This is a genomic window from Paraburkholderia sp. BL21I4N1 (genome assembly GCF_002973525.1).
In the GTDB taxonomy this organism is placed as follows: domain Bacteria; phylum Pseudomonadota; class Gammaproteobacteria; order Burkholderiales; family Burkholderiaceae; genus Paraburkholderia.
Genome location: NZ_PVEN01000003.1, coordinates 581,590 through 606,662 on the forward strand (window position 1 = coordinate 581,590; position 25,073 = coordinate 606,662).

24 protein-coding genes and 1 pseudogene are annotated in these 25,073 nt (G+C 63.6%); 12 read left to right on the forward strand and 13 right to left on the reverse strand.

From position 1 onward, the window contains the following. Positions 1 to 75: 75 nt before the first annotated feature. The 3 genes from B0G83_RS12090 to B0G83_RS12100 form a co-directional block, all read right to left on the reverse strand. Positions 76 to 540 carry a RidA family protein gene (locus tag B0G83_RS12090; protein WP_105507632.1) on the reverse strand — a complete coding sequence of 155 codons (465 nt, stop codon included), beginning with the start codon at positions 538 to 540 and terminating at the stop codon, positions 76 to 78. Positions 541 to 609: 69 nt separating this feature from the next. Beyond that, complete coding sequence (locus B0G83_RS12095) at positions 610 to 1,806, reverse strand: PLP-dependent aminotransferase family protein (protein WP_105507633.1); 1,197 nt, start codon at positions 1,804 to 1,806, stop codon at positions 610 to 612. 77 nt (positions 1,807 to 1,883) lie between these two features. Continuing rightward, positions 1,884 to 2,573, reverse strand: coding sequence for a VOC family protein (locus tag B0G83_RS12100; RefSeq protein WP_105507634.1), 690 nt, complete (start codon positions 2,571 to 2,573; stop codon positions 1,884 to 1,886). 321 nt (positions 2,574 to 2,894) lie between these two features. On the opposite strand from B0G83_RS12100, the gene B0G83_RS12105 reads away from it, so the two are divergent. Together B0G83_RS12105 and htpG are read left to right on the forward strand one after the other, a co-directional pair. Next, complete coding sequence (locus B0G83_RS12105; protein ID WP_105507635.1) at positions 2,895 to 4,352, forward strand: PLP-dependent aminotransferase family protein; 1,458 nt, start codon at positions 2,895 to 2,897, stop codon at positions 4,350 to 4,352. 157 nt (positions 4,353 to 4,509) lie between these two features. Beyond that, positions 4,510 to 6,405 carry a molecular chaperone HtpG gene (htpG, locus tag B0G83_RS12110; protein WP_105507636.1) on the forward strand — a complete coding sequence of 632 codons (1,896 nt, stop codon included), beginning with the start codon at positions 4,510 to 4,512 and terminating at the stop codon, positions 6,403 to 6,405. Positions 6,406 to 6,523: 118 nt separating this feature from the next. On the opposite strand, the gene B0G83_RS12115 is transcribed toward htpG, so the two are convergent. Next, on the reverse strand, positions 6,524 to 6,793 hold the full coding sequence (locus tag B0G83_RS12115) for a hypothetical protein (RefSeq protein WP_105507637.1): 270 nt from the start codon (positions 6,791 to 6,793) through the stop codon (positions 6,524 to 6,526). A 302-nt stretch (positions 6,794 to 7,095) separates the two neighbouring features. Here B0G83_RS12115 and B0G83_RS12120 point away from each other — a divergent pair. The 7 genes and pseudogenes from B0G83_RS12120 to B0G83_RS12150 form a co-directional block, all read left to right on the forward strand. Beyond that, positions 7,096 to 8,433: pseudogene (locus tag B0G83_RS12120) on the forward strand (glycosyltransferase family 9 protein); the annotation flags it as partial. Between the two features lie 97 nt (positions 8,434 to 8,530). Further along, the gene (locus B0G83_RS12125; RefSeq protein WP_105507638.1) at positions 8,531 to 9,268 is read left to right on the forward strand and encodes a chorismate lyase; all 738 of its coding nucleotides are present in this window, start codon (positions 8,531 to 8,533) and stop codon (positions 9,266 to 9,268) included. Next, on the forward strand, positions 9,268 to 9,741 hold the full coding sequence (locus B0G83_RS12130; protein ID WP_105507639.1) for a DNA-deoxyinosine glycosylase: 474 nt from the start codon (positions 9,268 to 9,270) through the stop codon (positions 9,739 to 9,741). Before B0G83_RS12125 ends, B0G83_RS12130 begins: the two co-directional genes overlap by 1 nt. Further along, positions 9,738 to 10,658, forward strand: coding sequence for a spermidine synthase (locus B0G83_RS12135; protein ID WP_105507640.1), 921 nt, complete (start codon positions 9,738 to 9,740; stop codon positions 10,656 to 10,658). The genes B0G83_RS12130 and B0G83_RS12135 overlap by 4 nt, the downstream gene beginning before the upstream one ends. A gap of 295 nt (positions 10,659 to 10,953) precedes the next feature. After that, positions 10,954 to 11,193 carry a DUF3311 domain-containing protein gene (locus tag B0G83_RS12140; protein ID WP_105507641.1) on the forward strand — a complete coding sequence of 80 codons (240 nt, stop codon included), beginning with the start codon at positions 10,954 to 10,956 and terminating at the stop codon, positions 11,191 to 11,193. Then, positions 11,193 to 12,743, forward strand: a complete 1,551-nt coding sequence (mctP, locus tag B0G83_RS12145) for a monocarboxylate uptake permease MctP (protein WP_105507642.1) — start codon at positions 11,193 to 11,195, stop codon at positions 12,741 to 12,743. The genes B0G83_RS12140 and mctP overlap by 1 nt, the downstream gene beginning before the upstream one ends. Positions 12,744 to 12,880: 137 nt before the next feature. Next, a complete protein-coding gene (locus B0G83_RS12150; protein ID WP_181156820.1) occupies positions 12,881 to 14,005 on the forward strand; it encodes an FUSC family protein in 1,125 nt (374 codons plus the stop codon). A gap of 30 nt (positions 14,006 to 14,035) precedes the next feature. On the opposite strand, the gene B0G83_RS12155 is transcribed toward B0G83_RS12150, so the two are convergent. From B0G83_RS12155 to B0G83_RS12175, 5 genes are all read right to left on the reverse strand, one after another. After that, complete coding sequence (locus B0G83_RS12155; protein WP_105507644.1) at positions 14,036 to 14,446, reverse strand: VOC family protein; 411 nt, start codon at positions 14,444 to 14,446, stop codon at positions 14,036 to 14,038. A gap of 246 nt (positions 14,447 to 14,692) precedes the next feature. Then, positions 14,693 to 15,646 (reverse strand): transaldolase, encoded by a 954-nt coding sequence (tal, locus tag B0G83_RS12160; RefSeq protein ID WP_105507645.1) that lies wholly within the window; start codon positions 15,644 to 15,646, stop codon positions 14,693 to 14,695. A 249-nt stretch (positions 15,647 to 15,895) separates the two neighbouring features. Next, the gene (locus B0G83_RS12165; protein WP_105507646.1) at positions 15,896 to 17,116 is read right to left on the reverse strand and encodes a benzoate/H(+) symporter BenE family transporter; all 1,221 of its coding nucleotides are present in this window, start codon (positions 17,114 to 17,116) and stop codon (positions 15,896 to 15,898) included. Positions 17,117 to 17,169: 53 nt separating this feature from the next. Continuing rightward, positions 17,170 to 18,345, reverse strand: coding sequence for a VWA domain-containing protein (locus tag B0G83_RS12170; RefSeq protein WP_105507647.1), 1,176 nt, complete (start codon positions 18,343 to 18,345; stop codon positions 17,170 to 17,172). Between the two features lie 105 nt (positions 18,346 to 18,450). Further along, positions 18,451 to 19,293, reverse strand: a complete 843-nt coding sequence (locus B0G83_RS12175) for a MoxR family ATPase (RefSeq protein ID WP_105507648.1) — start codon at positions 19,291 to 19,293, stop codon at positions 18,451 to 18,453. Positions 19,294 to 19,624: 331 nt separating this feature from the next. On the opposite strand from B0G83_RS12175, the gene B0G83_RS12180 reads away from it, so the two are divergent. Beyond that, positions 19,625 to 19,993: a c-type cytochrome gene (locus tag B0G83_RS12180; RefSeq protein WP_035551998.1), complete on the forward strand. Its 369-nt coding sequence runs from the start codon at positions 19,625 to 19,627 to the stop codon at positions 19,991 to 19,993. 58 nt (positions 19,994 to 20,051) lie between these two features. After that, positions 20,052 to 20,435 carry a c-type cytochrome gene (locus B0G83_RS12185; RefSeq protein ID WP_105507649.1) on the forward strand — a complete coding sequence of 128 codons (384 nt, stop codon included), beginning with the start codon at positions 20,052 to 20,054 and terminating at the stop codon, positions 20,433 to 20,435. Between the two features lie 98 nt (positions 20,436 to 20,533). Here the strand turns inward: B0G83_RS12185 and B0G83_RS12190 are convergent, their stop codons facing one another. The 3 genes from B0G83_RS12190 to rsxB all read right to left on the reverse strand — a co-directional run bounded on the left by B0G83_RS12190 (position 20,534) and on the right by rsxB (position 22,627). Beyond that, a complete protein-coding gene (locus tag B0G83_RS12190; RefSeq protein ID WP_035551992.1) occupies positions 20,534 to 20,968 on the reverse strand; it encodes a DUF1841 family protein in 435 nt (144 codons plus the stop codon). Between the two features lie 100 nt (positions 20,969 to 21,068). Then, positions 21,069 to 21,713, reverse strand: coding sequence for an endonuclease III (nth, locus tag B0G83_RS12195; protein WP_105507650.1), 645 nt, complete (start codon positions 21,711 to 21,713; stop codon positions 21,069 to 21,071). A 23-nt stretch (positions 21,714 to 21,736) separates the two neighbouring features. Beyond that, on the reverse strand, positions 21,737 to 22,627 hold the full coding sequence (rsxB, locus tag B0G83_RS12200) for an electron transport complex subunit RsxB (RefSeq protein ID WP_105507714.1): 891 nt from the start codon (positions 22,625 to 22,627) through the stop codon (positions 21,737 to 21,739). A 235-nt stretch (positions 22,628 to 22,862) separates the two neighbouring features. On the opposite strand from rsxB, the gene B0G83_RS12205 reads away from it, so the two are divergent. Continuing rightward, the gene (locus B0G83_RS12205; protein ID WP_105507651.1) at positions 22,863 to 23,495 is read left to right on the forward strand and encodes a TetR/AcrR family transcriptional regulator; all 633 of its coding nucleotides are present in this window, start codon (positions 22,863 to 22,865) and stop codon (positions 23,493 to 23,495) included. A 154-nt stretch (positions 23,496 to 23,649) separates the two neighbouring features. Here the strand turns inward: B0G83_RS12205 and B0G83_RS12210 are convergent, their stop codons facing one another. Next, entirely contained in the window at positions 23,650 to 24,927 is a 1,278-nt protein-coding gene (locus B0G83_RS12210; protein WP_105507652.1) for a polyhydroxyalkanoate depolymerase, read from the reverse strand. Between the last annotated feature and the right edge of the window lie 146 nt (positions 24,928 to 25,073).

Consider the following 25,073-nt stretch of genomic DNA (forward strand, 5'->3'; position numbering starts at 1 on the left):
GCCGCAAAAAGCAGAACGCGTCGCGAGGTGCTGACACCTCGCGACGCGTTCTGTTTGGTGAAGCGTTACGCAGCCTTACTCGACTTCAGCAATCATCTCGATCTCGACGCACGCGCCGAGCGGAATCTGCGCGACGCCGAACGCCGAGCGCGCATGCTTGCCGCGTTCGCCGAACACGTCGGCGACCAGTTCGGACGCGCCATTGGTGACCAGATGCTGTTCGGTGAAGTCGAGCGTCGAGTTGACGAGGCTCATCAGCTTGACGATACGCGTGACGCGGTTCAGATCGCCGACGTGCGTGTGGAGCGTGGCGAGCAGGTCGATAGCGATGGAACGCGCCGCGGCCTTGCCTTCTTCCGTCGTGATGTCGGCACCGAGCTTGCCGGTCCACACCTTGCCGTCTTTCTTCGCGATATGACCCGACAGGTACACGGTGTTACCGCTTTGCGCGCTCATCACATAAGCGGCGGCCGGCGCACCGGCGCTCGGCAGTTCGATGCCCAGTTCCTTGAGCTTGTCGTACACGTTGGTTTGAGCCATGTTGCGTCCTTCGTCAGTGGTGGAATTCGGAGCGGCGTGCTGGGCGCTATGCGCGCAAGCAGGCTGCGTTTAAAGCTTCGCGCGGATCAGTGCGCCGAGACGCGCCACGCCTTCGTCGATCTTGGCCGGCGGCACCGTGACGAACGACAGGCGCAGCGTGTTGTGTTGCGCCTCGTTCGCGAAGAACGGTCCGCCCGGCACGAACGCGACATTTTGCGCGACGGCTTCCTCGAGCAGTTTCATGCTGTCGATCCGCGCGGGCAGATCGACCCACACGAACATGCCGCCTTCCGGACGGTTCCAGCTCACGCCTTCGGGCATATAGCGTTCGAGCGCGGCCAGCATGGCTTCGCACTGGTTGCGATACAGCTCGCGGATGGTCGGCACATGCGTGTCGAGGAAGCCGTCCTTGATCACTTCGTGGACGATGCGCTGCGTGAAGCTCGGCGTGTGCAGATCGGTGGCCTGCTTGGCCTGCACCAGTTTGAAGATGAGTTCTTCGGGCGCGATGATGTAGCCGACCCGCAGGCCCGGCGCCAGCACCTTCGAGAACGAACCGAGGTGGACGATATGGTCCGGCGCCATGGAGAGCATGGTGGGCAACGGCTCGCCCGCGTAGTCGAGCGCACCGTACGGGTCGTCTTCGATCACCGGGAACGGTGCGGTCTTCGCGAACTCGGCGAGCGCGCGGCGGCGCTCGACCGGCAGGCGGCGGCCGGTCGGGTTCTGGAAGTTCGGTTGCGCGTACAACAGGCGTGCGCCGGCCGTCAGTTCGGGCGTGAGGCCTTCGGGAATCAGGCCTTGCTCGTCGGTCGGCATTTGCACGTAGCGCGGCTCGTACATGGAGAACGATTGCAGCGCGCCGAGGTAGGTGGGCGTTTCGACCAGCACCGGGCTGTCCGGGCAAATCAGCACTTTGCCGAGCAGGTCGAGCGCCTGTTGCGAACCGGTGGTGATCAGCACCTGGCTCGGACGGATCTGCGCGCCGTTCACCGAATAGCGCTTGGCCACCCATTCGCGCAACGGCAGATAGCCTTCGGTCGCGCTGTATTGCAGCGCCGCGGCGGGCGAGTCGCGCAGAATGCGGTCCGATGCTTCGCGCATGCGTTCAGCCGGAAAGGTGGCCGGCGACGGCAGGCCGCCCGCGAACGAAATGACTTCGGGCCGTTCCGTGACTTTCAGAATTTCGCGAATCGCCGAGCTCGTGAGCTTGCGTGCGCGTTCGGATAGTTGCCACGTGGGGGCTTTCAAGTCGCTTTGGTCCATGGTCTTCCTCTGCTGGTATCGGTGGAACCGGTCAAAACTTCAATTATCGCGCGAGTCGGCGACCCGCGCGCGCTGCTTTAATTAAGGGTCCGTAGACCGTCGGGCGTATCGAACTCGGCGACGAGCGCCGCGGCGCCCTCGGTCGACTGCAACGCGATCAGAGGCGCGGCACCGAGCCATTGCAACTGCGCCGCGACGATTTCGGCTTGCGGATGCACGCCTTTCAAGGCTTTCAGTGCGATGCCCGAGTCCGGCAGGAACGCGGAGGGATGATGCGCCGAGTCCCATTGAATCAGCGACGGCAGCACGCCGTCGCCGGCGCCTTGCCAATCGGGGAAAGCGCCGTCGTCGGGGACTGACAGGCCCCATGTGAAATCGCCGCGTGTCATCGGCACGATCGGAGCGATGCGCTGCGGATACTGCGCTTGCCACGCCGACAGACGCTTCGGCCGGTCGACCCGCGCGACCCAGTGCGACAGGTACGGCCCGTTGTCCAGCCGCGCTTGCGTGGCGGGATCGTCGAGCGCGAACAGGCGCGCGCGCGGCGCGCTGCCGTCGGTCGGTGCGGCGGCGTGCGGATCGATCGCGATCACTTCCAGATAGGCGCCGCCCCACAGGTTCAGCAAACGGTTGTGGGTCCGCATCAGCGGATGCGCACCGCCGCCGGCCGGTGCGACGCCGAGCGTATCGGCGACGTACTGCGTGCCCTCGTCGAGGGTGCGGGCGGAAATCACGAGGTGGTCGAGACGAAGCATATAGGCGGTCATGACGGAGGCGGAAACGGGAAACGGGTTTTCTGCGGCCGGCCGGCGCGCGCCGGGTAGGGCGGCTGCGCTGCCGGGGCCGTAAGCATAACCGTTTGCCGGATCGGCGGGCCATGCGCGGGGTGTTTTCGGCGGGTCTTGCCGGATCGCTGGCGGCCGGTGGGACGTGCGTCCTGTCGCGGCCGGGTCGCGTCGCCCCGTTGCTTCTCTCAAAATGTAGCGGCGACGACCGGCACAGTAACGGTACAATCGATTCGATACTTTCCAGTACGCCTGTACGGCGTGCCGTATGACATCCCTCTCGGGGAACAGTTGGAGCCTGTCATGTCCGTCCCGCTTGCCCAGATTCCCACGCCGCACGACACCACCTCGATGACGCTGGTCGAACAGCTCGTCCAGTGGGCTCGCCGCCGCATCGAGGAACGCGTGTTTCGTCCCGGCATGCGCATGCCGTCGATCCGCAAGCTCGCGCTGGATAAAGGCGTGTCGCGCTTCACCGTGGTCGAAGCCTATGAGCGGCTGGTCGCGCAAGGCTATCTGGAGTCGCGGCGCGGTTCCGGCTTTTATGTGCGCGAGCGCTTGAGCGGCGTGACGCTGGTCGAAACGCGCGCGCCGACGAGCATCGCGCCGCCCGAGCCTGCCGCGCTCGACGTGGTCTGGCTGCTGCGCAACATGCTGCACACCGGCGCGCGCTCGGAGCGCAGTCCGGGCCTCGGGTATCTGCCGGCGCGCTGGCTCGACGGCGATCTGATCACCAACGCGTTGCGCACGCTGGGCCGGCAAAGCGGTGCGCAGATGCTCGGCATCGGCACGCCGCAGGGGTTTCTGCCGCTGCGCCAGCAGTTGCAGACGCGGCTCGAGGAGCTGGAAATCGGCGCCTCGCCCGATCAGATCGTGATGGTGTCCGGCGTCACGCAGGCCATCGACCTGATCTCACGCATTTACGTGAAGCCGGGCGATGCGGTGATCTGCGGCGATCCGGCGTGGTTTCAGATGTTCGGGCGCTTCGTCTCGCAGGGCGCGCGGCTGGTCGGCATGCCGTACACGCCGGACGGCCCGGACCTCGACGCGCTCGAAACGCTGGTCGAGACATGGCGCCCCAAGATGCTGGTGATCAATTCGGTGCTGCAGAACCCGACCGGCACGTCGCTGACGGCGGCCCAGGCGTTCCGCATTTTGCGGCTCGCCGAGGCGTACGACTTCATCGTCGTCGAAGACGATATTTACGGCGACCTGTGTCCGCCGAGCTATCCGGGCACGCGGCTCGCAAGCCTCGATCAGCTGAAGCGGGTGATCTACCTCGGCAGTTTTTCGAAGACACTCGCGCCGAATCTGCGCGTCGGCTTTATTGCGTGCGCGCCGGACGTCGCGCGGGCGGTCAGCGATCAGAAGATGCTGGTCGGCATGACCAGCCCCGAGCTGAACGAGCGCGTGTTGTACAAGATTCTGACCGAGGGTCATTACCGGCGGCATGTCGAGCGGCTGCGCGTGCGGCTTGACGGCGTGCGCGAAAAATCCGTGCGGATGCTGGAAAAAACCGGCCTGAGGCTGTTCCTCACGCCAGCGGCTGGCATGTTCCTGTGGGCCGATACCGGCGTCGACGCCAGCGCGCTGGCGGCCGCCGGTCACGAAGCCGGCTTTCTGCTGACGCCCGGCAGCCTGTTCTCGCCGCAGCAGTCGCCGAGCACCTGGATGCGCTTCAATATCGCCAACTGCGGCGATCCGGAGCTGGCGACGTTTCTGTCCCGCTATCTCGACGGAGTCGCACGCCGCGCCTCTTGAAACCGGGCGGGCCTGCCCCAAAATACGCGGGCAATCCGGCCGCCGGTAAACCGGCTGCTCCGGCGGCCGGCGCTGGGCAGCCAGTTGCGCCGATCGCGCCGGGCGTGCCGCATCACCCTGATTTACATCCCATTCGCAACAGAGAGGAAGTCCGACCATGGCACAAGAAACCATGAGCTTTCAGGCAGAAGTGAAACAGCTTCTGCACCTGATGATCCATTCGCTGTACAGCAACAAGGAAATTTTCCTGCGCGAGCTGATTTCGAACGCGTCCGACGCGGCCGACAAGCTGCGCTTCGAAGCGATCGAAAACAGCGCGTTGTACGAAGGCGATTCGAACCTGCGGATTCGCGTGGCGTTCGACAAGGCCGCTCGCACCGTCACGATCGACGACAACGGCATCGGCATGAGCCGCGACGAAGCGATCGCCAACCTCGGTACGATCGCCCGCTCGGGCACCAAGGAATTCTTCGGCAAGCTCTCCGGCGACCAGCAGAAAGACGCGGCGCTGATCGGCCAGTTCGGCGTGGGCTTCTATTCGGGCTTCATCGTCGCCGACAAGATCACGGTTGAAACGCGCCGTGCCGGCTTGCCGGCGTCGGACGCCGTGCGCTGGGAAAGCGCGGGCGAGGGCGATTTCGCGGTGGAGAGCATCGAGCGCGCCGCGCGCGGCACGACCATCACGCTGCATCTGCGTGCCGATGAAGACGAGCTGCTGTCGTCGCATCGTCTGAAGTCGATCATTCAGAAGTACTCGGACCACGTCGCGCTGCCCATCCTGATGCACAAGGAAGAGTGGGACGCGGAAAAGAGCGAGATGGTCACGAAAGACGAAGACGAGACCGTCAATCAGGCCAGCGCGTTGTGGACCCGTTCGAAGAACGAGATCACCGAAGAGCAGTACAAGCAGTTCTATCAGCACCTCGCGCACGACCATCAGGACCCGCTGATCTGGACGCATAACCGCGTCGAGGGCCGCAGCGAGTACACGCAGTTGCTGTACGTGCCGACCCACGCGCCGTTCGACATGTACAACCGCGATAACCGCGGCGGCCTGAAGCTGTACGTGAAACGCGTGTTCATCATGGACGAAGCCGAGCAACTGCTGCCGGGCTATCTGCGTTTCGTGAAGGGGGTGGTCGATTCGAGCGATCTGCCGCTGAACGTGTCGCGCGAAATCCTGCAGGAGAGCCGCGACGTGAAGACGATTCGCGAGGGCGTGATCAAGCGTTCGCTGTCCATGCTCGAAGAGCTGGCCAATTCGGAAGACGACGCCGAACGCGCGAAGTACGCCGGCTTCTGGAAGGAATTCGGCCAGGTGCTGAAGGAAGGCATCGGCGAAGATTTCGCCAATCGCGAGCGCATCGCGAAGCTCGTGCGTTTTGCGTCGACGCACACGGACACGGCGGAGCAGACCGTGTCGCTGGCCGATTACGTCGCGCGAATGAAGCCCGAGCAGACCAAGATCTATTACGTGACCGCCGACACGTGGCTGGCCGCGACCCACAGCCCGCATCTCGAAGTGTTCCGCAAGAAGGGCGTGGAAGTGCTGCTGCTGACCGATCGCGTCGACGAATGGATGCTGTCGTTCCTGAACGAATTCGACGGCAAGCCGCTGCAAAGCGTGGCGCGCGGCGATCTCGATCTGGGCGCGCTGAACGACGAAGAAAAGCAGGCGCAGGAGAAGGTCGGCGAAGAGTTCAAGCCGCTCGTCGAGAAGATGAAGGAAGCGCTGAAGGACAAGGCGAAAGACGTGCGTCTCACGTTCCGCCTGACCGATTCGCCGTCTTGCCTCGTGGCCGACGACGGTGAAATGAGCGGCTATCTGCAACGCATGCTGAAGGCCGCCGGCCAGGACGCGCCGTCGTTTCATCCGATTCTCGAAGTGAATCCGGAGCACGCGCTGGTGAAGGGCTTGCACGCCGACAGCGCGAATTTCGACGACTGGTGCCACCTGCTGTTCGATCAAGCCATGCTGGCTGAAGGTGGCTCGCTGGAAGATCCCGCGAGCTTCGTGAAGCGCACCAATGCGTTGCTGCTGGCGCGTGCGTAGTGCGTGGAATTTAACGGCGGGCGGTTGACGCTGGTGGTTGGAAAATGCGCTGCCTTCCGGCAGCGCATTTTTTTTGGCCGCGCCCGACCTGCAAAGCGGGACCAGGCGAGCGCAAGACTTAGCGTGCCGGCACCGGCCCGTTCAGATGCGTGACCTGCGAGAGCACGCAGCCGGCCAGTTCCTTGGCTTCGTGGCAGGAGGCTTGGTCGGCCAATACCTTTGCCGCCAGACTGCCGATTTTCTGGCTGGTCTGCTTGGACGTGTGATGCTGCGCGAGTGCCGAGCCAGCCAGCTCCTTCTCCATGAACGTGACCGAAGAACGCCGCAAAACCAGCGCGGCCAGATGAGCGATTCGGTCAGACGTTTCTTTCGTGTTGACAGTATTCAAGGGTGACTCCGGATAAGTTAATTGTCGATTATGTCGACCCTGCAGGCATGGCCTGTCTGGTTGACCCAGATAAGTATGGGTAACTAACTAAACATAATCAACGACCATAAATTGAGATTGGTTTATGAGACGTAATAGCGGGGTATTGTCTTATTCTTTCGCATTTTAAATTCGGATGCCTGATGGATTTATCGCAATCTTCCAGGTCGTAATTGCGCCGGATCTTATCCAATGAAGACGCGTTCGCGCGTCGCCATTTCCTGTGAATTCTCATGCACGATTCCACCCTGGCCCTATCCCTTGCACAGTCCGAGCGCCGCGCGGCGCTTGCGCGCGCCTACGCACTAAACCCCGACTTAGACCCCGCGCTGCCGTTGCAACTCGCTCTCGCCTTCCGCGAGATTCGCGATTGGCCGGCGGTCGAACGCATTTGCCACGAGCGGCTCGCGCGCTATCCCGAGGATGCGGAAATGGCCTGGCAACTGAGCCACGCACAGTGGCAATGCAACGACGCGGCTGCGGCGGAGGCCACCATGCGCACCGTCGATCGCGCCGCGCCGGGCAATCCGCACGTGTTGGCGGCAATCGGTGTGTATCTGGCTGAGCAGGCGCGTTACGACGCCGGCGAAGCGGCGCTGCGAGCGGCGCTGGCCCTCGATCCGTCGACGATCGAGGCGGCCGTCGATCTGGCCGATCTGGAATTGCGGCGCGGCGCATGGACGAGCGCATGGCCGCGCTTCGAGGCGCGGCTCGCGCGCGACGACCGCGAGCCCAACCACGTCGTCACCGTGATGGCGGCGCTGTGTCCGCGCTGGCGGGGCGAATCGCTGGCAGGTAAAACGCTTGTCGTGCATAGCGAACAGGGTAGCGGCGACGATATCCAGATGGTTCGTTTCGTCCGGCGAATGGCCGCTCGCGCGCACGCTGAAGGCGGCCGCCTGGTGCTGGCCGTGCGGCGCGCCTTGCAACCGCTGTTCGCGCGCTTTTACGCGGATTGCGTGTCGATCGAGGACGGCCCGCTCGGCACGCCCCACTACGCTTTGCCGATGATGAGCCTGCCTCTCGTGCTCGACCTGCGGCCCAACGAACCACGCGGCGCGCCGTATCTGCACGCCGATGTCGAGAAGACGGCCGCATGGCGCGAGCGGCTCCACGCCTGTGCGCCGGCTGCGAAGCGTCATGTCGGGCTGGTGTGGTCCGGCAGTCCGACGCATCGGCGGGACGCGAAGCGGTCGATTCCGCTGGCAGCGCTCGCTCCGCTGCTGACACTGCAGGATGTCGTATTCCACCCGCTCACGCCCGGCCGCCAGGAAGACGTGGTGGCGCTGGCCGCGCAAGGCTATCGTGTGTGCGATCTGACGGCGGCCTATGAAAGCGGATTCGACGACGTGGCGGCGCATCTCGGTGGGCTCGATGCGCTGGTGACGATCGACAGCGCGCCGTTGCACCTCGGCGGCGCGCTCGGACGCCCGGTCCTCGCGATGCTCGACCATGTGTCGCACTGGTCGTGGGGCAACGAGGAGACGCAGCCCTGGTACGACTCGGTGGAACTGTTCAGGCAGCCGCGGCCGGGGGACTGGGCGCCGGTGGTCGAGCGGGTCAAAAACTGTTTGCAGGCGATGACGGCCTGCAAACTGTAAGCGTGCCGCAGGGGCGAATGTCGAGGGGAAACCGCCGCTGGACGAACGGGTGCGAGCGCCACGGCCGCTTCCCTGAGCGCCGTTATAATCCGACACCATGCCTATCCGTTTCGATGCCGCCGACGCCCACTGGCGCGTCGCTCCTTTACCCGGCTTCAGCGCCGCCCAGAAAGACTGGCTGACGCGCGGCGGTTCACTGACCGCGCATCTGCGTGCGCTCGGTGCGGTCGCGGTGCGCGTCACGCGTGAAAGCGTCGCATTGCCGTGGGCCGACGAATCCGCCGCGCTCGGCCTCGCGCCACGCGCCCCGGTGTGGGTTCGGGAAGTGGTGCTGTCGGTCGACCGCGTGCCGTTCGTCGCCGCGCACAGCGTGACGCCGCTCATTGCAAGCGTCGGCGTGTGGCAGGCCACCCGGCGGTTGCGCACGCGGCCGTTGGCCGAGCTGCTGTATAGCGACAGCAGCGTCGCGCGTTCGGCGTTGGTGAGCCGGCGTTTGACGGAACGTCATCCGTTGTACCGGTTGGCGGCGCGTGAAATCGCCGCGACTACGGCGTCGCCGCATGCGCTGGTCGCGCGCCGCTCGGTGTTCGAGCGTCACGGCGCACCGCTGATGGTGACGGAATGCTTTCTCCCCGCGCTGTGGTCGCATCTGGCGGAGATGGCTTCCTCCCGAATCGATGACGCAAACTCGCCCGCCCAAACGCCGCATGCTGCGCATCCGCGAGTGCGCGAGCACGGTCGTCCGCTTGAACACACCGCGTCGCGCGCACACGCTTCGAAGGAAGTCCCAGTGAAAGAGCCGGCGGCACCCTCATCCAACGAGCGAGGCCGCTGATGCTGCGCGGTTTTCCACCCGTCGTCGCGGCGGATACCCACACGCTGATTCTGGGCAGCTTTCCCGGCGAGGCGTCACTGGCCGCGACGCAGTATTACGCGCATCCGCGTAATCAGTTCTGGCGTCTGGTCGGCACCGTGCTCGACGAACCGCTTCCCAGCGTCACTTACGAAGAACGTCTGCGTCGTCTGCTGGCGCATGGCGTCGGCGTGTGGGACGTGCTCGCCGCTTGCGAGCGCGAGGGCAGCCTCGACGTGGCGATCCGCAACGCGAGCCCTAACGATTTCGCATCGCTGCGCGCGCACGCGCCGCAACTCGCGAAAGTCTGCTTCAACGGCAAGACGGCCGGCCGCTTCGCGCCTGTCATCGGCGCCGCCGGTTACACCACCCTCGTCCTGCCTTCGTCCAGTCCGGCGAATGCTATGCTCTCGTTCGACCAAAAATTGTGCCTCTGGCGCGACATCCTCACATGACGAAATTGATCAAGCGCGCTTCGGCCGAAGCGCGTGCCTTCCGCCATCGCGACGCCGAATCCGCCAGCGCCGGGGGCAAGCAGCAAGCCGCGCGCGGCAAGAAGCGCGCGTTGCACGACGACGACCTGCACGACGCGCCGCAAATCGAAACGCCGCGCAAGCCGCGTTTCGCCCCGGTGACGTTCTCCGAAGAAGGCGGCGTGCGCTTCCTGCATTTCGGCACGGAATGGGTGCAAGGCGCCATGCGTCTGCGCAAGCCGGATCACATCGAACTCGAATACGCGCAGCAGATGATGGCCTGGCTGCTGTTCATCGAAACGCCCAAGCGTATCGTCCAGCTCGGTCTGGGCGCGGCGGCGCTGACCAAGTTCGCGTACCGCTTCCTGAAGCGCGCGAAGGTCGAGGCAGTGGAACTGAACCCGGCGGTCGTGGTGGCCGCCCGCACCATGTTCGAACTGCCGCACGACGACGCACGCCTGACCGTGCACGAAACCGACGCGTGGGACTTCGTCAACGACAGCGCCAACCACGGCACGATCGGCGCGCTGCAGGTCGACGTCTACGACGCGACCGCGCGCGGACCGGTGCTCGACAGCGTCGGCTTCTACCGCGCGGTGCGCGCGTGCCTGACCGACGCGGGCGTGGTGACGGTGAACCTGTTCGGCGATCATCCGAGTTTCGTGCGCAATATGAAACGCCTGAACGAAGCCTTCGACGGTCGCGTGATCGCGCTGCCGGAAGTGCATGACGGCAACCGCATCGCGATCGCGTTCTCGGGCCCGGCGCTCGACGTGCCCTTCACGGCGCTGCAGGCGCGCGCGAAGCTGATCGAAGCCGAACTCGGCTTGCCGGCTCGCAAGTGGATCAAGGGTTTGCAGGAATCGACCGGGCAGAACGGCGCGTCGTTCGTGATCTGATGTCGTCAAGGTCGGGCCGGCCCGAGGCCGGCTCGACTTCCCCAGGGCCGCGCGCCCGCCCGTTGCGTTCATGCGGCGGTTCTCCCGTCCGCAATACCCCCCTCGTCTCCGCTAAACCGTCGCTCCGCGCGCCTCAGCAGCATGCTCGCGCCTCGGGTCGTCCCTGCTTGACCGCACGTTCGCGGCTCCTATACTCTTTCGAAGCTTTCGGGGCGCCCGTGGCCATCCGCGGCGGGATCCACCACCCGTCAAACACGGGCAGACAACATTTCAATAATAGGGAAGAGGAGACGTCATGGCTCACGACGCCGACGCGAACAAGGCCAGCAAGCACTGGCTCTGGTTGCTGCTGTTGCCCTGGATCGCGATGATCTGGGTGCCGTCATACAACAAGGTCGAACCGCAACTGTTCGATTTCCCGTTCTTCTACTGGTATCAGCTCCTGTGGGTGCTGATTAGCGCCGTCATCACGGCGCTCGTGTACTTCAAGACCAAGACACGCTCCACGAGCGGTCCGCAAGGGGGCGCACGCTAATGAATGCCACCGCAACCTTCGTCTTCGTGCTGTTTTTCATCGGCGTCACGATTCTCGGCTTTGTCGCGGCCCACTGGCGGCGCGGCGATCTCGCCCATCTGGAAGAGTGGGGCCTCGGCGGCCGACGCTTCGGCACCATCGTCACCTGGTTCCTGCTGGGCGGCGACCTGTACACCGCGTACACCTTCATCGCCGTGCCGGCGCTGGTGTTCGGTGCGGGCGCAACCGGTTTCTTCGCGCTGCCGTACACGATCCTGATCTATCCGTTCGCGTTCGTGGTGTTCCCGAAACTGTGGAGTATCGCCAAACGTCAGGGCTACGTGACATCGGCGGACTTCGTGTCGGCACGCTACGGCAGCCGCATGCTGGCTCTCGCGATCGCCGTCACCGGCATCGTCGCGACCATGCCGTATATCGCGCTACAACTGGTCGGTATCGAAGTGGTGATCGGCGCGCTCGGTTTCGACACCAAGGGCTTCGTGGGCGATCTGCCGCTCATCATCGCGTTCGCGATTCTGGCGGCCTACACGTACACCTCGGGCCTGCGCGCGCCGGCCATGATCGCGGTGGTCAAGGACATCCTGATCTACATCGTGATCTTCGCCGCGATTATCGTGATTCCGCCGCAACTGGGCGGCTTCGGGCATATCTTCAGTATCGTGCCGCCGGCCAAGCTGCTGCTGAAGGCGCCGGACGTGTCGAGCCTGCACGGCTACAGCGCCTATGCGACGCTCGCGGTGGGTTCGGCGCTCGCGCTGTTTCTGTATCCGCACTCGATCACCGCGGTGCTGTCGTCGAAATCGGGTAACACCATCCGCCGCAACATGGCGATGCTGCCGGCTTACTCGCTGGTGCTCGGCCTGCTCGCGCTGCTCGGCTTCATGGCGTTGGCCTCGGGCGTGAAGGACATGCCGGAATTCGCGCCGTACTTCAAGGCGTTCGGCCCGAACTTCGCCGTGCCGGCGCTGTTCTTGCATTTCTTCCCGTCGTGGTTCGTCGGCGTGGCGTTCGCGGCGATCGGCATCGGCGCGCTGGTGCCGGCGGCGATCATGTCGATCGCGGCGGCCAACCTGTACACGCGCAATATCCACAAGGAGTTCGTGAACCGCAACATGACGCATGAGCAGGAGACCAATGTCGCGAAGCTGGTCTCGCTGATCGTCAAGGTCGGCGCGGTCGCGTTCATTCTCGGTCTGCCGCTCACGTACGCGATCCAGTTGCAACTGCTCGGCGGGATCTGGATCATCCAGACGCTGCCGGCGATCGTGCTCGGTCTGTACACGCGCGTGCTCGACTATCGCGGCCTGCTGGCCGGCTGGGCGGTGGGCATTGCAACCGGCACCTGGATGGCGATTTCGCTGAAGCTGGCAGGCTCGATCTTCACGATTCATCTGTTCGGTCTGGCGATTCCGGGCTACGCGGCAGTGTGGTCGCTGATCGTGAATCTGGTGGTGTCGGTGGTGGTGAGCTTGCTGGTGCGCGCGTTCGGCATGCAGCGTGCCGAGGACCGCACGCGTCCGGAAGATTATCTGGATGTGGTCGAGGGCTAAAAGCGGCTGATTGCTTCAGCGCAGCATCGCAGTCTGAAAAACGGCGCCCTCGGACGAAAGTTCGCGGGCGTCTGTCTTTATAGGGCAGTCCAGGGCACGATAGCGGAACTGTCTTTCGAAGGATTCGCCGCGCCGCCATGGCCTCTGCCGATTCCCACACCGTGATTCCACGCCGCTCCGCGCTCAGCCGGATGGTGCGCGCGATCACCTCGCCGTATTACCGCTTTCGTCACGCGAAGGTGCTGCATAGCCTGCGCGTCGGCCTCGCGATGCTGGTGTCGATTCTGGCGACCACGGGTATCGACATTCCGCATGGCATCTGGTCGTCGGTGACGTTGCTGGTGGTGATCGGCGGTTTGCAGCATCACGGCAATATCCGCAAGAAAGCCGCCGAGCGGGCGGCCGGCACACTGCTCGGCGCGACGATCGGACTCGCGTTGATCCTCGTGCAGAATGTCACCGGCTCGCTGCCGCTGACCTATGTGCTGATGTCGATCGTCGCGGCGATCTGCGCGTGGTTCGCGATCGGCTCGTCCGGTTACATCGGGCTGTTGACGGCCATCACGATGTGCATCGTTGCCGGGCATGGCGACAACCTGATCGACGTCGGGCTGTGGCGCACGCTGAACGTGCTGATCGGCATTGTGATCGCGCTGGCGTTTTCGTTCGCGCTGCCGCTGCATGCGACCTATTCGTGGCGCTACGGGATCGCTGCCAATCTGCGCGAGTGTGCGCGTATTTATACACGTTTGATCGACGGCGAGACGATCAGCGAGGAAGAACAGGTCCAGCACTTTCTGGCGATCAACCAGCGGCTGGTGCAGTTGCGTGCGCTGATGCCGTCGGTCGCGAAAGAGATCGACGTGCCGCAGTTTAAGCTTGAGGAGATTCAGCGGCTGCACCGCTCGGTGCTCAGTGCGCTGGAACTGCTGGCCACCGGCCCGTTGATGCATGCCGACGCGGTTGCACGTGCCGCGTACGGCGCGCAGTGCGGCGCCGAGGTGCGCGCCGTGCGGGCGATTCTGCTGGCGATGTCGCGTGGCTTGCGCTTCGGCCGGGCGACGCACTTCGGGATTCCGGCCGCGTCGCCGCTCGCGCAGGCGCACGGCGACGCGGCGCTGCGGTTGCCGCCCGATCTGCAGGGACCGTATTGGCTCGGTCAGCGGCTCGCGGAGCAGGTGGACCGGCTGCGCGCACTATTGCTGGAAACCGAGCCGAACTGGAATATCGAACGGCATTCGCGGACCTTGCTGAAGGTTTAACGTGGTCCGCCGCATGGGCGTGGGGCGGCTTCAGTCTTCCGGCAACGTCACCATCCACATCAGACCGAAACGGTCCACCAGCATCCCGAAGCCCTTGCTCCAGAAGGTCGGCTGAAACGGCAGTGTCACCTGGCCGCCGTCGGCGAGTGCATTGAAATATTTTTCGGCGACGGCGGGCTCGGCTGTGAGCGACAGCGCGAAGCCGTCCATCTTGGCGGTGGGATCGCAATGACCGTCGGACGCCATCCAGATGGTCGAACCCATCTTGATCGACGCGTGCATGATCTTTTCCTCGAGACCGGCCCGCGGCGGGTTGTTCGGGTCAGGCGGCGCTTCCTTGTAGCGCATCTTGAGCAGCACTTCGGCGCCGAGTTTCTCGGTGTAATAGTCGAGCGCTTCTTCGCAACGGCCGTTGAAAAACACGTAAGGCTGAACGGACATGATCGTCTCCTGAAGTAGGAACAGCAGGCGCCGGCGGCCCTCGGGAAACCGCCGCGAGGGACGGGCGTGCTGAAAATTGTAGTCGTCCGTTGCGGCGGGATCGTGACTTTATGTCGTAGGGTCGGGCGGGTCGGTAAACGGCAAACGGCCCCGGACCGTCAGGTCCGGGGCCGTTTGCCGAATGACTTTCGCGTCAGGCGCGGCGGCTTATTCCGCCGCCGCAAAGGCCCGCAAAGCCTGCCGCCATCAACGCAGCGCTTCGATCAGCTTTTCCAGCTTGACCGCGTCCGCGGCGAACGCGCGAATGCCTTCGGCGAGCTTTTCGGTCGCCATGGCTTCGTCGTTGACGAGGAAGCGGAACGACGATTCGTCGACCGGCACGCGTTCGATATCCGCACCCTGCGAGAGGTCCGGCGACAGCTTGCGTTCAACCTTGTCCGTACTTTCCTGCAGCTTTTGCAGCAGATCCGGGCTAATGGTCAGCAGATCGCAGCCGGCCAGTTCCAGCACCTGCCCCGGCGTGCGGAAGCTCGCGCCCATCACCTCGGTCTTGTAGCCGAACTTCTTGTAGTACGCGTAGATGCGGCGCACCGACTTGACGCCCGGATCGTTGGCGCCGCCGTCTTTCGCTTCGTCCCACGCGCTGCCGGCGTTTTTCTTGTACCAGTCGTAAATCCGGCCGACGAACGGCGAAATGAGTTGCGCACCCGCTTCGGCGCACGCCGCGGCCTGCGCGAGCGAGAACAGCAGCGTCATGTTGCAGTGGATGCCTTCCTTCTGCAGCACTTCGGCGGCGCGGATACCTTCCCACGTGGACGCGAGCTTGATCAGCACGCGTTCGCGGCCGATGCCGTGGTCCTTGTAAAGCGCGATCAACTCGCGGCCCTTGGCGATCGACGCCTCGGTGTCGAACGACAGACGCGCGTCGACTTCGGTCGACACACGGCCCGGAATGATCTTGAGGATTTCGGTACCGAACGCGATCAGCAACTGGTCGATGATGGCGCCCACCGGCTTCGACGCGTGCGCCTTCACGGTCTTTTCGAGCAGCGGCTTGTAGTCGTCTTTCTGGACGGCCTTCAGAATCAGCGACGGATTGGTGGTCGCGTCCTGCGGCTTGTACTGGGCAAGCTGCTGGAAGTCGCCGGTATCGGCGACGACGGTGGTGTATTGCTTGAGTTGGTCGAGTGCGGTTGTCATGTTCGGGCCTTCAGGGCGCGTACGCGCCGTGGTTCAGGAGAAATGAGATCGCCGCCGCACTGATCGGATTCGCCAGTGCCGGCGGCCGCGGGTCACGCTGCAGCGCTGCCCGTCATGTTGCCGGGGCATTTTGACGGAAAGCGCTGCCGGATGCTTCTATTCTATGGCGGATCGCCTGATGCAGGGTTGACACTTGCCCAGGGCGATCCGTTCACCCGGATTTCGGGCGAGGGCGCCCGATGCGGTCGCTCAGCCACGCCGCGCGTTCAACACCACCTGCGTCACCACGCCCGCCACCAGCCCCCAGAACGCCGAGCCGATCGACAGCAAGGTGAGCCCGGAGGCCGTCACCATGAACGTCACCAGCGCCGCTTCGCGCTGTTTGACGTCCTGCATGGCATTGGCGAGACCGCTCATGATCGAGCCGAACAGCGCCAGCGCCGCGACGGACACCACCAGCGCCTTCGGCAGCGCCGCGAACAGCGCGGCGATGGTCGCGCCGAACACGCCCGCGATCAGATAGAAAATGCCGCACCAGACCGCCGCGGTGTAACGCTTGTCGCGGTTTTCGTGCGCTTCGGGGCCGGTGCAGATCGCCGCCGTGATCGCCGCAAGATTGATGCCGTGCGAGCCGAACGGTGCGAGCAGCAGCGAGGCGAGGCCGGTCGTCGAGATCAGCGGCGCCGACGGCGTGGTGTAGCCGTCCGCGCGCAGCACGGCGATGCCCGGCACGTTCTGCGACGCCATCGCGACGACGAACAGCGGAATGCCGATACTGACGCTGGCGGCCAGCGAAAACGCCGGCATCGTGAATACCGGGTGCGCGAGCGCCACGTGAAAGCGGCTGAAATCGAGCAGACCGAGCCCACCGGCCGCGGCCGTGCCGACGATCAGCGTCGTCACGATCGCATAGCGCGGGGCCAGCCGTTTGACGAGCAGATAGGTGAAGAACATGGTCAGCACGAGCGCGGTCTGAAATTGCGCGGCGCGGAAAATCTCGATGCCGATCTCGAACAGAATCCCCGCCAGCAAAGCCGAGGCGATGCCGGCCGGGATTTTTTTCATCAGCGTGTCGAACCAGCCGGTCAAACCGACCACCGTCAGCAGCACCGCGCAGACGATAAACGCACCGATCGCCTCGGGATACGCCACATGCGGCAGCGACGACACCAGCAGCGCCGCGCCGGGCGTCGACCAGGCGATCACGATCGGCGCGCGAAAGCGCAGCGACAGGCCGATCGTGCAGACGGCCATGCCGATCGACAGCGCCCAGATCCACGACGAAATCTGCGCATCGCTCAGGTGCGCGGCCTGACCCGCCTGGAACATCAGCACGAGCGAGCTGGTATAGCCGGTCATCATCGCGACGAACCCAGCGACGATCGTGGACAGCGAGGTGTCGGCAAACGGGTTGGAGCGTCCCGGCGGCGTGGCGGCAGGGGACAAATCGGGGGAGGAAGACGGACGCATGCGGCAGCTTTCTTATAGTTGAAGATAAAACACGAACTGAAACACGAACGGATTTATTTGCTCAGTGTGCGCATGGCGGTCTCCAGCCCGGCGAGCGTGAGCGGGTACATACGGTGGCCGAGCACTTCGCGAATCGCGCTGACCGACTGCCGGTATGCCCACAGCCCTTCCGGTTCGGGATTGAGCCACGCGTGATGCGGGAAGTGGTCCGCCAGACGGCGCAGCCAGACCGCGCCGGCCTCGGGATTGTTGTATTCGACCGAGCCGCCCGGCTGCAGCACTTCGTACGGGCTCATGGTCGCGTCGCCGACGAAGATCAGCTTGTAGTCGGGCGTGAACTTGTGCAGCACGTCCCACGTTGGCATGCGTTCGGCGTGACGGCGGCGGTTGTTCTTCCACAGGAAATCGTACACACAGTTGTGGAAGTAATAGAACTCGAGGTGCTTGAACTCGGCCTTGGCGGCGGAGAACAGTTCCTCGACGCGCTTGATGTGATCGTCCATCGAGCCGCCCACGTCGAGCAGCATCAGCACTTTCACCTTGTTGTGTCGCTCCGGGACCATCTTCAGGTCGAGCCAGCCGGCGTTCGCGGCGGTGCTGCGGATCGTGTCGGGCAAGTCGAGTTCTTCGGCGGCGCCTTCGCGCGCGAAGCGGCGCAGACGGCGCAGTGCGACCTTGATGTTGCGCGTGCCGATTTCGACCTGGTCGTCGTAGTCGCGATAGGCGCGCGACTCCCACACTTTCACCGCGGTGCGATTGCCCGCCGCGTCGCCGCCAATACGCACGCCTTCCGGGTTATAGCCGCCGTTGCCGAACGGCGAGGTGCCGCCGGTGCCGATCCACTTGCTGCCGCCTTCGTGGCGCTCTTTCTGTTCGTCGAACAGTTCCTTGAGACGTTCCATCAGCTTGTCGAGGCCGCCCATGGCTTCGATCTGGGCTTTTTCCTCTGGCGACAGATCGCGTTGCAGCTTCTTTTTCAACCAGTCGAGCGGGACGTCGAAGGCCAGTTCCGACGCTTTCGCGACGCCGTTGAAATAGGCGCCGAACGCCTGGTCGAACTTGTCGAAATACTGCTCGTCCTTCACCAGCGTGATGCGCGAGAGGTAGTAGAACTCGTCGAGCGACGGCGCGATCACGTTGGCCTTGAGCGCCTCGAGCAGCGTCAGATATTCCTTTACCGACACCGGCAGCTTGGCGGCGCGCAGCGAGTAGAAGAAGTCGATCAGCATGCTGGGTCCTCGGCGGCGGGTGGTCGGTGTGACGGGCTCATCGGTGGCGGGTGGCGTTGCATCGGCGCCTGCGCGGCGCCGGCTCGGTCGCGCGTCAGACGGACATCAACGGTTGTTGCGGTTCATGAAGATCAACCGTTCGAACAGGCTCACGTCCTGTTCGTTTTTCAGCAGCGCGCCGTGCAGCGGCGGGATGATCTGTTTCTGGTCGGTCGAGCGCAGCGCTTCGGGGGGAATGTCTTCGGCGAGCAGCAGCTTGAGCCAGTCGAGCAGTTCCGAGGTGGACGGTTTCTTCTTCAGGCCGGCGACGTTGCGCAGTTCGAAAAAGCTCTGCATGGCCGCGGCGAGCAGTTCTTTCTTGATGCCGGGGTAGTGCACCTCGACGATCTGCTGCATCGTGACCGGATCGGGAAACTTGATGTAGTGGAAAAAGCAGCGACGCAGGAAAGCGTCGGGCAATTCCTTCTCGTTGTTCGACGTGATAATCACGAGCGGGCGATGTTTCGCGCGGATCAGCTCGTGCGTTTCATACACGTAGAACTCCATGCGGTCGAGTTCGCGCAGCAGGTCGTTCGGAAATTCGATGTCGGCTTTATCGATCTCGTCGATCAGCAGCACGGTTTGCTCATCCGCTTCGAACGCCTGCCACAGCACGCCCTTGACGATGTAATTGCGGATGTCCTTGACGCGTTCGTCGCCGAGTTGCGAATCGCGCAGGCGCGACACCGCGTCGTACTCGTAGAGCCCTTGCTGGGCCTTGGTGGTGGACTTGATATGCCACTGCAGCAACGGCATGCCGAGCGCGGCGGCGACTTCTTCCGCGAGCATGGTCTTGCCGGTGCCGGGTTCGCCCTTGATGAGCAGCGGGCGCTTCAGCGTCATCGCGGCGTTGACCGCGAGCTTGAGGTCGTCGGTGGCGACGTACTGCGATGAGCCTTCGAAACGCATGGCGAGATGCTCTTTTTTGGGAAAAAACCCAGTATAAGTCAGAAGGCCTGTTGGCCTGAAACGGCCTCGCGTAAGGTGTGACCCGCGATGCAGCACGGTCAGGCCAGCGCCTGTAAGGCATGGTCGAGTGGCCAGAATGCTCGCCCGGGTATGCCCAGCGGGTGGGTTCGTCGGGGCGGCCGGGGCTGCCCACCCCGCTCGGTGGACGTTTCGCGCGGCGTCGCGGTACAATTAGCCCGATTTTTTTGGCCTGCGTGGCTACCCTATAAGAAGAACGGCGCGGGCCGTTGCCTTTTTGGGCGCCCGTTCCCCTCATGCCAGGTTACATGCTATGAATAAATTCGTCGGCAAACACGTCGTGATCGCAGCGCTGTCGGTGCTCGCGGGCTATGCGGCCAGTGTGCAGGCAGCGGATGTCGTCGGCAATGCCAAGGCGGGTCAAGGCAAGGTCGCAATGTGTATCGGCTGCCACGGCATTCCCGAATACCGCACGGCGTACCCTGAGGTGTACCGCGTGCCCATGCTAGGCGGCCAGAATCAGCAGTACCTCGAAAACGCCATGCACGGTTACAAGAAGGGCGACCGCCACTTCGAAACCATGCATGCGATCACCACGTCTCTGTCCGATCAGGACATCGCCGACATCGCCGCTTACTACGCAGCGCAAAATTCCTCTTCGAAAAGCAATCCCGACAAGTGATCGGCCGCGGTTGTCCGCCCAGTCACCCGGTTAATCAATTCGCGGGATAGGAGAATTCATGAATAAGCCACAACAGGCACTCCACACGGTGTTCAAGGCTGCATGCGCGTCGGCGGCAGTAATCGGTCTGGTTGCCGCGAACGTCGCGCACGCCGCCGACGCCGGCAACGGCAAGGTGCTGGCCGACGCCCACAACTGCGCGGCTTGCCACGGCGTCAACCTGAATAAGCCGGTGAGCCCGGAATATCCGAAGCTTGCCGGTCAGCACGCCGATTACATCTACTGGGCGCTGCGCCAATACCAGATGGGCAACGGCAACCCGCACCTCGGTCGCAACAACGCGATCATGCAGGCGCAGGTGCAGAGCCTGTCGCAAGGCGATATGAAAGACATCGCCGCTTACGTCGAATCGCTGAACGGCGATCTGGTGCAGAAGAAGTAAGCGCGTCCGGCTGGTTGCCGCACGGCTGCCGGATTGAAAAGCAAACACCCCGCTTCGGCGGGGTGTTTGCTTTTGGGGCTTCAGTTCAGCCCAGTGCGTCAGTCGCGGGTGGCGCGCCGCTCGATACGCTGCAGATACGCGTCCGTGTCCGGTGGCGTGCCGGTGCGCTGCGCTTCCCAGATGGTCTCGCCGAGGCAGTCCATGATCGCGTGTTGCGCCTCGTGAGTGGAACCGAGACGTGCGGCGAGTCGCTCGTGCGCCGCGCGAATGCCGGGCGGCTGGTCGATCGACAACTGCTCGGTGATGGCCAGATGCATCGACAGATGCAGGAACGGATTGGTCTGGCCGCGCTCGGGCGAGTAGTCCTGGGCCTGCGCGGCGTCGCCGTCGGTAAGGTCGGCGTGGTACTCGGGATGCTCGACGATCCAGTCGGCGGCGATCGCCTCCAGCGGCGTCAGGATTTCGCCTTGACGCTGTTTGCGCCAGGTGTCGGTGAAAAAGAGGCGGACTTCATCGCGGCTGGGATTGAACATCGTGGGACCGGTGCTGTGGGTGGGGCGTTATGTGGGGCGGCGCGGCGCCCGTGAAGGTCGATATTTTACGCCGGGGCCGCGTGCCGCGCTGCGCGTGCGCTCACAGGTCCGGCGGCGGCGTCTTGGGCCGGAACTCGCAGAGCGGTTCGATCACGCAATGCCAGCATTCGGGCTTGCGCGCTTTGCACACATAACGGCCGTGCAGGATCAGCCAGTGGTGCGCGTCCTGCTTGAACTCGGCGGGCGTGAATTTCTCCAGCGCCGCTTCGACCGTGCGGACGTCTTTGCCGGGCGCCAGACCGGTTCGATTGGCAACCCGAAAGATATGCGTGTCCACGGCGATGGTCGGATGCCCGAACGCCGTGTTCAGAATGACGTTGGCGGTCTTGCGGCCGACGCCCGGCAGGCTTTCGAGCGCTTCCCGATCTTCGGGCACTTCGCCGCCGTACTGGTCGAGCAGAATCCGGCAGGTCGCGATGACGTTTTTTGCCTTGGTGCGGTACAGGCCGATGGTCTTGATATACCCGACCACGCCTTCCTCGCCGAGATCGAACACTTGCTGCGGCGTGTTCGCGACCGGAAACATCTTGCGCATCGCCTTGTTGACCGACACGTCGGTCGCTTGCGCGGACAGCAGCACGGCGATCAGCAGTTCGAACGGTGAGGTGTATTCGAGCTCGGTTGTTGGATGCGGGTTGAGACTCTGAAGCGTTTCGTAGATGGCGCGGCGTTTGTTCGCGTTCATGCTGAGTGAGCGTGCGGGTGCGGTTAGCGCGGGTTGGAGGACGGGCCGGTGTTGACGGGGCCGTCGGCGGGGGTGTCGCTGGCCGATGGGTCGCCGCTCTGGCCGGCATTGCCCGCGGCGAGTCCGAGACGGTGGCGGCGTGCTTCGGCGGCGTCGATCTGCGCTTGCACGTCCGCGCTGACCTGCTCGGTGTTCAGCGGTCCCTGGCCCTTGGCGGCCAACTCTTCTTTCTTCTTGCGGGCCCGTTCGAGCGCGGCCTGAATGATGGCGCGTTTCTTCGCATCGGCGTCTTCCACGGCGAGCGCCGCAGGTGCAACCGCGGCGCCGGGTTCAATGGTTTGGGCGATTGCGGCGGTGGCGACGCTACCGGCTCGCCGCGCTGCAGCACGCGCTTCGGCAGCTTCGCGTTCGCGTGCAAGACGGGCTTCGCGCCGGTTGTGATGCTCGCGTGCCGCGTCGGCCAGGCTCTGGTTCCACGCGTCCCAACCGGTTGCCGCGCCGGTGACCGGCAGCAGCGCGATGCAGTCGACCGGGCAGGGCGGCACGCAGAGATCGCAGCCGGTGCAGCGTTCGGCGATCACCGTGTGCATCTGTTTCGGTGCGCCAACTATCGCGTCCACCGGACACGCCTGCATGCACAACGTACAGCCGATGCAAACCTGTTCGTCGATAACCGCCAACGGCCGGGGCCTTTCCACCCCATTGGCGGAATTGAGCGGAATGGCCGGTTTTCCGAGCAACGCGGCGAGACGCGCGACGCCTTCGGCGCCGCCCGGCGGGCACTGGTTATAGAGGGCTTCACCGCTCGCGACGGCTTCGGCATACGGCCGGCATGCGGGATAACCGCACTTCGTGCATTGCGTCTGGGGGAGCAGATCTTCGATGCGATCTGCGAGTGTTTTATTGTCTGTCACGGTCACGACGTTGGGGCTTGGCTTGCGGCCGCACAGCTTGAACTAAATAGCACATTATCGCCGATTTCCCCAATTGCCATCCGCAATCCATGTGCCATAATCGAAGCGCTTTTTCGAAAGACCGCAGAAGGGTGTCCCCCAACCATGGCGCGCCCGTTCAACGCTGTCGGTGCAAGGTCCGAGGAGAGACCGGCGGCGCGATCCGGATAACGCGGCTCACGAAGATGATGCCACCATGAATCAGCCGAAAATCAAAAGAGATCCTGAAGGCACGCGGCGCCGCATTCTGCTTGCGGCGGCCGAAGAGTTTGCAAATGGTGGGCTATTCGGCGCGCGCGTCGATCAGATCGCTCGCCGCGCGGAGACGAATGAACGCATGCTCTATTACTACTTCGGTAGCAAGGAGCAGCTTTTTACTGCCGTACTCGAGCACGCGTTCAGCGCGCTCAACGAAGCGGAGCGCACGCTCGAACTGGCCGGTATTGCGCCGGTCGAGGCGGTCACGCGGCTCGCGCATTTTGTTTGGGATTACTACCGCGACCATCCCGAACTGCTGCGTCTCATCAACAACGAAAATCTGCATGAAGCACGCTACATGCAGAAGTCGACGCGCATCCGCGAAATGATCTCGCCGATCGTTGCCACGCTCGGCGGCATTCTCGAACGGGGTCAGCGCGCGGGACTGTTTCGCACCAACGTCGATCCGTTGCGCTTCTATGTGACGCTGTCCGGCATGGGCTATTACATCGTGTCGAACCGCTTCACGCTCGAGGCGACACTCGGCCGCGATTTCAGCAGCGCGGCCGAACGCAGCGAAGTGATTCAGATGAACACCGAGTTGCTGCTCGCGTATCTGTTGCGCAAGTAGCCGCGAATAGGGCATTAAGTGTTGAGTGGAATGCCGCGGCATTCGCGCGGTATTCCTAAGCGTCGTGCTCGCATCACCATTGTTTGGCTCGAGAAACAACAACGGCCTCCGAAGAGGCCGTTGTGAGTGACTACGCGCGTTTGGCGTTAGTGAGTCAGGCTTCGACTTTTTCTTTCGCTACCTTCGGCGCCTTATTGTGCGCGAGGATAAAGTCGCGCAACTGCGGATAGATGATGGTGCGCCAACGGCGTCCCGAGAAAATGCCGTAGTGTCCGCACTTTTCCGCGGTGAAGTGACGTTTGTCCTGCTCCGGAATGCCGGTGCACAGATCGTGTGCGGCATAGGTCTGGCCGTCGCCGGAAATGTCGTCGAGCTCGCCTTCGATCGTGAACAGCGCGGTCTTCGTGATGTCCTGCGGACGCACACGTTCACCGGACACGTCCCATGTCCCTTCGGCCAGATTGAATTCCTGGAACACCACGCGAATCGTGTCGAGATAGTAGTCCGCGTCCATGTCGAGTACGGCGTTGTACTCGTCGTAGAAACGGCGATGCGCTTCGGCGTCGTCTTCGTCGCCGCGCAGCAGGCTCTGGTAGAAGTCCCAGTGCGAAGCCGCGTGACGTTCCGGATTCATCGCGACAAAACCAGTGTGCTGCAGAAAACCCGGGTAAACCTTACGGCCCACGCCCGGATAATTCGGCGGCACCGTGAAGATCACGTTGTTCTCGAACCATCCATACGAATGCTGCGTGGCGAGCGAGTTGACCGAGGTCGGGCTCTTGCGTGCGTCGATCGGGCCACCCATCATCGTCATGGTGCGCGGCGTGTCTTCGCCTCGGCTCGCCATCAGCGAAATGGCGGCGAGCACCGGCACCGTGGGCTGGCATACCGAAATGACGTGCAGATTCTTCGCGCCGATGTGGCGGATGAATTCCTGAATGTAAGCGACGTAGTCGTCCAGACGGAACTCGCCGGCTTCGAGCGGCACCATGCGCGCATCGATCCAGTCGGTCAGGTAGACCTTGTGATCCTGCAACAACGTGCGCACGGTGTCGCGCAGCAAGGTGGCGTGGTGGCCCGACAGCGGCGCGCACACCAGCACGACCGGCTCATCTTTCAATTGGGTAACAGCGTCGCTGTCGTCCGCGAAACGCTTGAAGCGCATCAGGCGGCAAAACGGCTTCTCGATGATCGCTTGTTCGATGATCGGAATGTTATGACCATCTTTGACAATCTGATGCAGATTGAACTCGGGTTTTTCGTAATCTTTGCCGAGCCGGTAGAGCAGTTCGTAACCGGCCGAGAGGCGCGTGGCGCCGGGCACGTAAGCTAGCGGGCTGGCGGGGTTCGCGAATGATTTGGAAGCGGCCTGGGCCCAGGCGGTGAGCGGGCTCAGCATTGCCCGCTGGAATTCGTGCAGTTGGTAGAGCATGGGTGCTCCGTTTTAAGCGGTTCGCATGGGGCTTCGCAAACACGCGTGAGGCGTCGTGGCGGGCCAAATTGGTTGTGGGCGCATTGATTTTCGGCCAACAGTCTGTCCGATCATATCGAACAACGCCTACTTGTGCAATGCAGCAA

Coding starts and splice junctions, on each gene's coding strand:
- htpG (WP_105507636.1), top strand. CDS start 4,510: ATGGCACAAGAAACCATGAGCTTTCAGGCAGAAGTGAAACAGCTTCTG.
- B0G83_RS12105 (WP_105507635.1), top strand. CDS start 2,895: ATGTCCGTCCCGCTTGCCCAGATTCCCACGCCGCACGACACCACCTCG.
- B0G83_RS12205 (WP_105507651.1), top strand. CDS start 22,863: ATGAATCAGCCGAAAATCAAAAGAGATCCTGAAGGCACGCGGCGCCGC.
- B0G83_RS12210 (WP_105507652.1), bottom strand. CDS start 24,927: ATGCTCTACCAACTGCACGAATTCCAGCGGGCAATGCTGAGCCCGCTC.
- B0G83_RS12150 (WP_181156820.1), top strand. CDS start 12,881: ATGGCCTCTGCCGATTCCCACACCGTGATTCCACGCCGCTCCGCGCTC.
- B0G83_RS12090 (WP_105507632.1), bottom strand. CDS start 540: ATGGCTCAAACCAACGTGTACGACAAGCTCAAGGAACTGGGCATCGAA.
- B0G83_RS12190 (WP_035551992.1), bottom strand. CDS start 20,968: ATGTTCAATCCCAGCCGCGATGAAGTCCGCCTCTTTTTCACCGACACC.
- B0G83_RS12125 (WP_105507638.1), top strand. CDS start 8,531: ATGCCTATCCGTTTCGATGCCGCCGACGCCCACTGGCGCGTCGCTCCT.
- B0G83_RS12095 (WP_105507633.1), bottom strand. CDS start 1,806: ATGGACCAAAGCGACTTGAAAGCCCCCACGTGGCAACTATCCGAACGC.
- B0G83_RS12100 (WP_105507634.1), bottom strand. CDS start 2,573: ATGACCGCCTATATGCTTCGTCTCGACCACCTCGTGATTTCCGCCCGC.
- B0G83_RS12155 (WP_105507644.1), bottom strand. CDS start 14,446: ATGTCCGTTCAGCCTTACGTGTTTTTCAACGGCCGTTGCGAAGAAGCG.
- B0G83_RS12180 (WP_035551998.1), top strand. CDS start 19,625: ATGAATAAATTCGTCGGCAAACACGTCGTGATCGCAGCGCTGTCGGTG.
- B0G83_RS12165 (WP_105507646.1), bottom strand. CDS start 17,116: ATGCGTCCGTCTTCCTCCCCCGATTTGTCCCCTGCCGCCACGCCGCCG.
- B0G83_RS12135 (WP_105507640.1), top strand. CDS start 9,738: ATGACGAAATTGATCAAGCGCGCTTCGGCCGAAGCGCGTGCCTTCCGC.
- B0G83_RS12170 (WP_105507647.1), bottom strand. CDS start 18,345: ATGCTGATCGACTTCTTCTACTCGCTGCGCGCCGCCAAGCTGCCGGTG.
- tal (WP_105507645.1), bottom strand. CDS start 15,646: ATGACAACCGCACTCGACCAACTCAAGCAATACACCACCGTCGTCGCC.
- B0G83_RS12185 (WP_105507649.1), top strand. CDS start 20,052: ATGAATAAGCCACAACAGGCACTCCACACGGTGTTCAAGGCTGCATGC.
- mctP (WP_105507642.1), top strand. CDS start 11,193: ATGAATGCCACCGCAACCTTCGTCTTCGTGCTGTTTTTCATCGGCGTC.
- B0G83_RS12140 (WP_105507641.1), top strand. CDS start 10,954: ATGGCTCACGACGCCGACGCGAACAAGGCCAGCAAGCACTGGCTCTGG.
- B0G83_RS12130 (WP_105507639.1), top strand. CDS start 9,268: ATGCTGCGCGGTTTTCCACCCGTCGTCGCGGCGGATACCCACACGCTG.
- B0G83_RS12175 (WP_105507648.1), bottom strand. CDS start 19,293: ATGCGTTTCGAAGGCTCATCGCAGTACGTCGCCACCGACGACCTCAAG.
- nth (WP_105507650.1), bottom strand. CDS start 21,713: ATGAACGCGAACAAACGCCGCGCCATCTACGAAACGCTTCAGAGTCTC.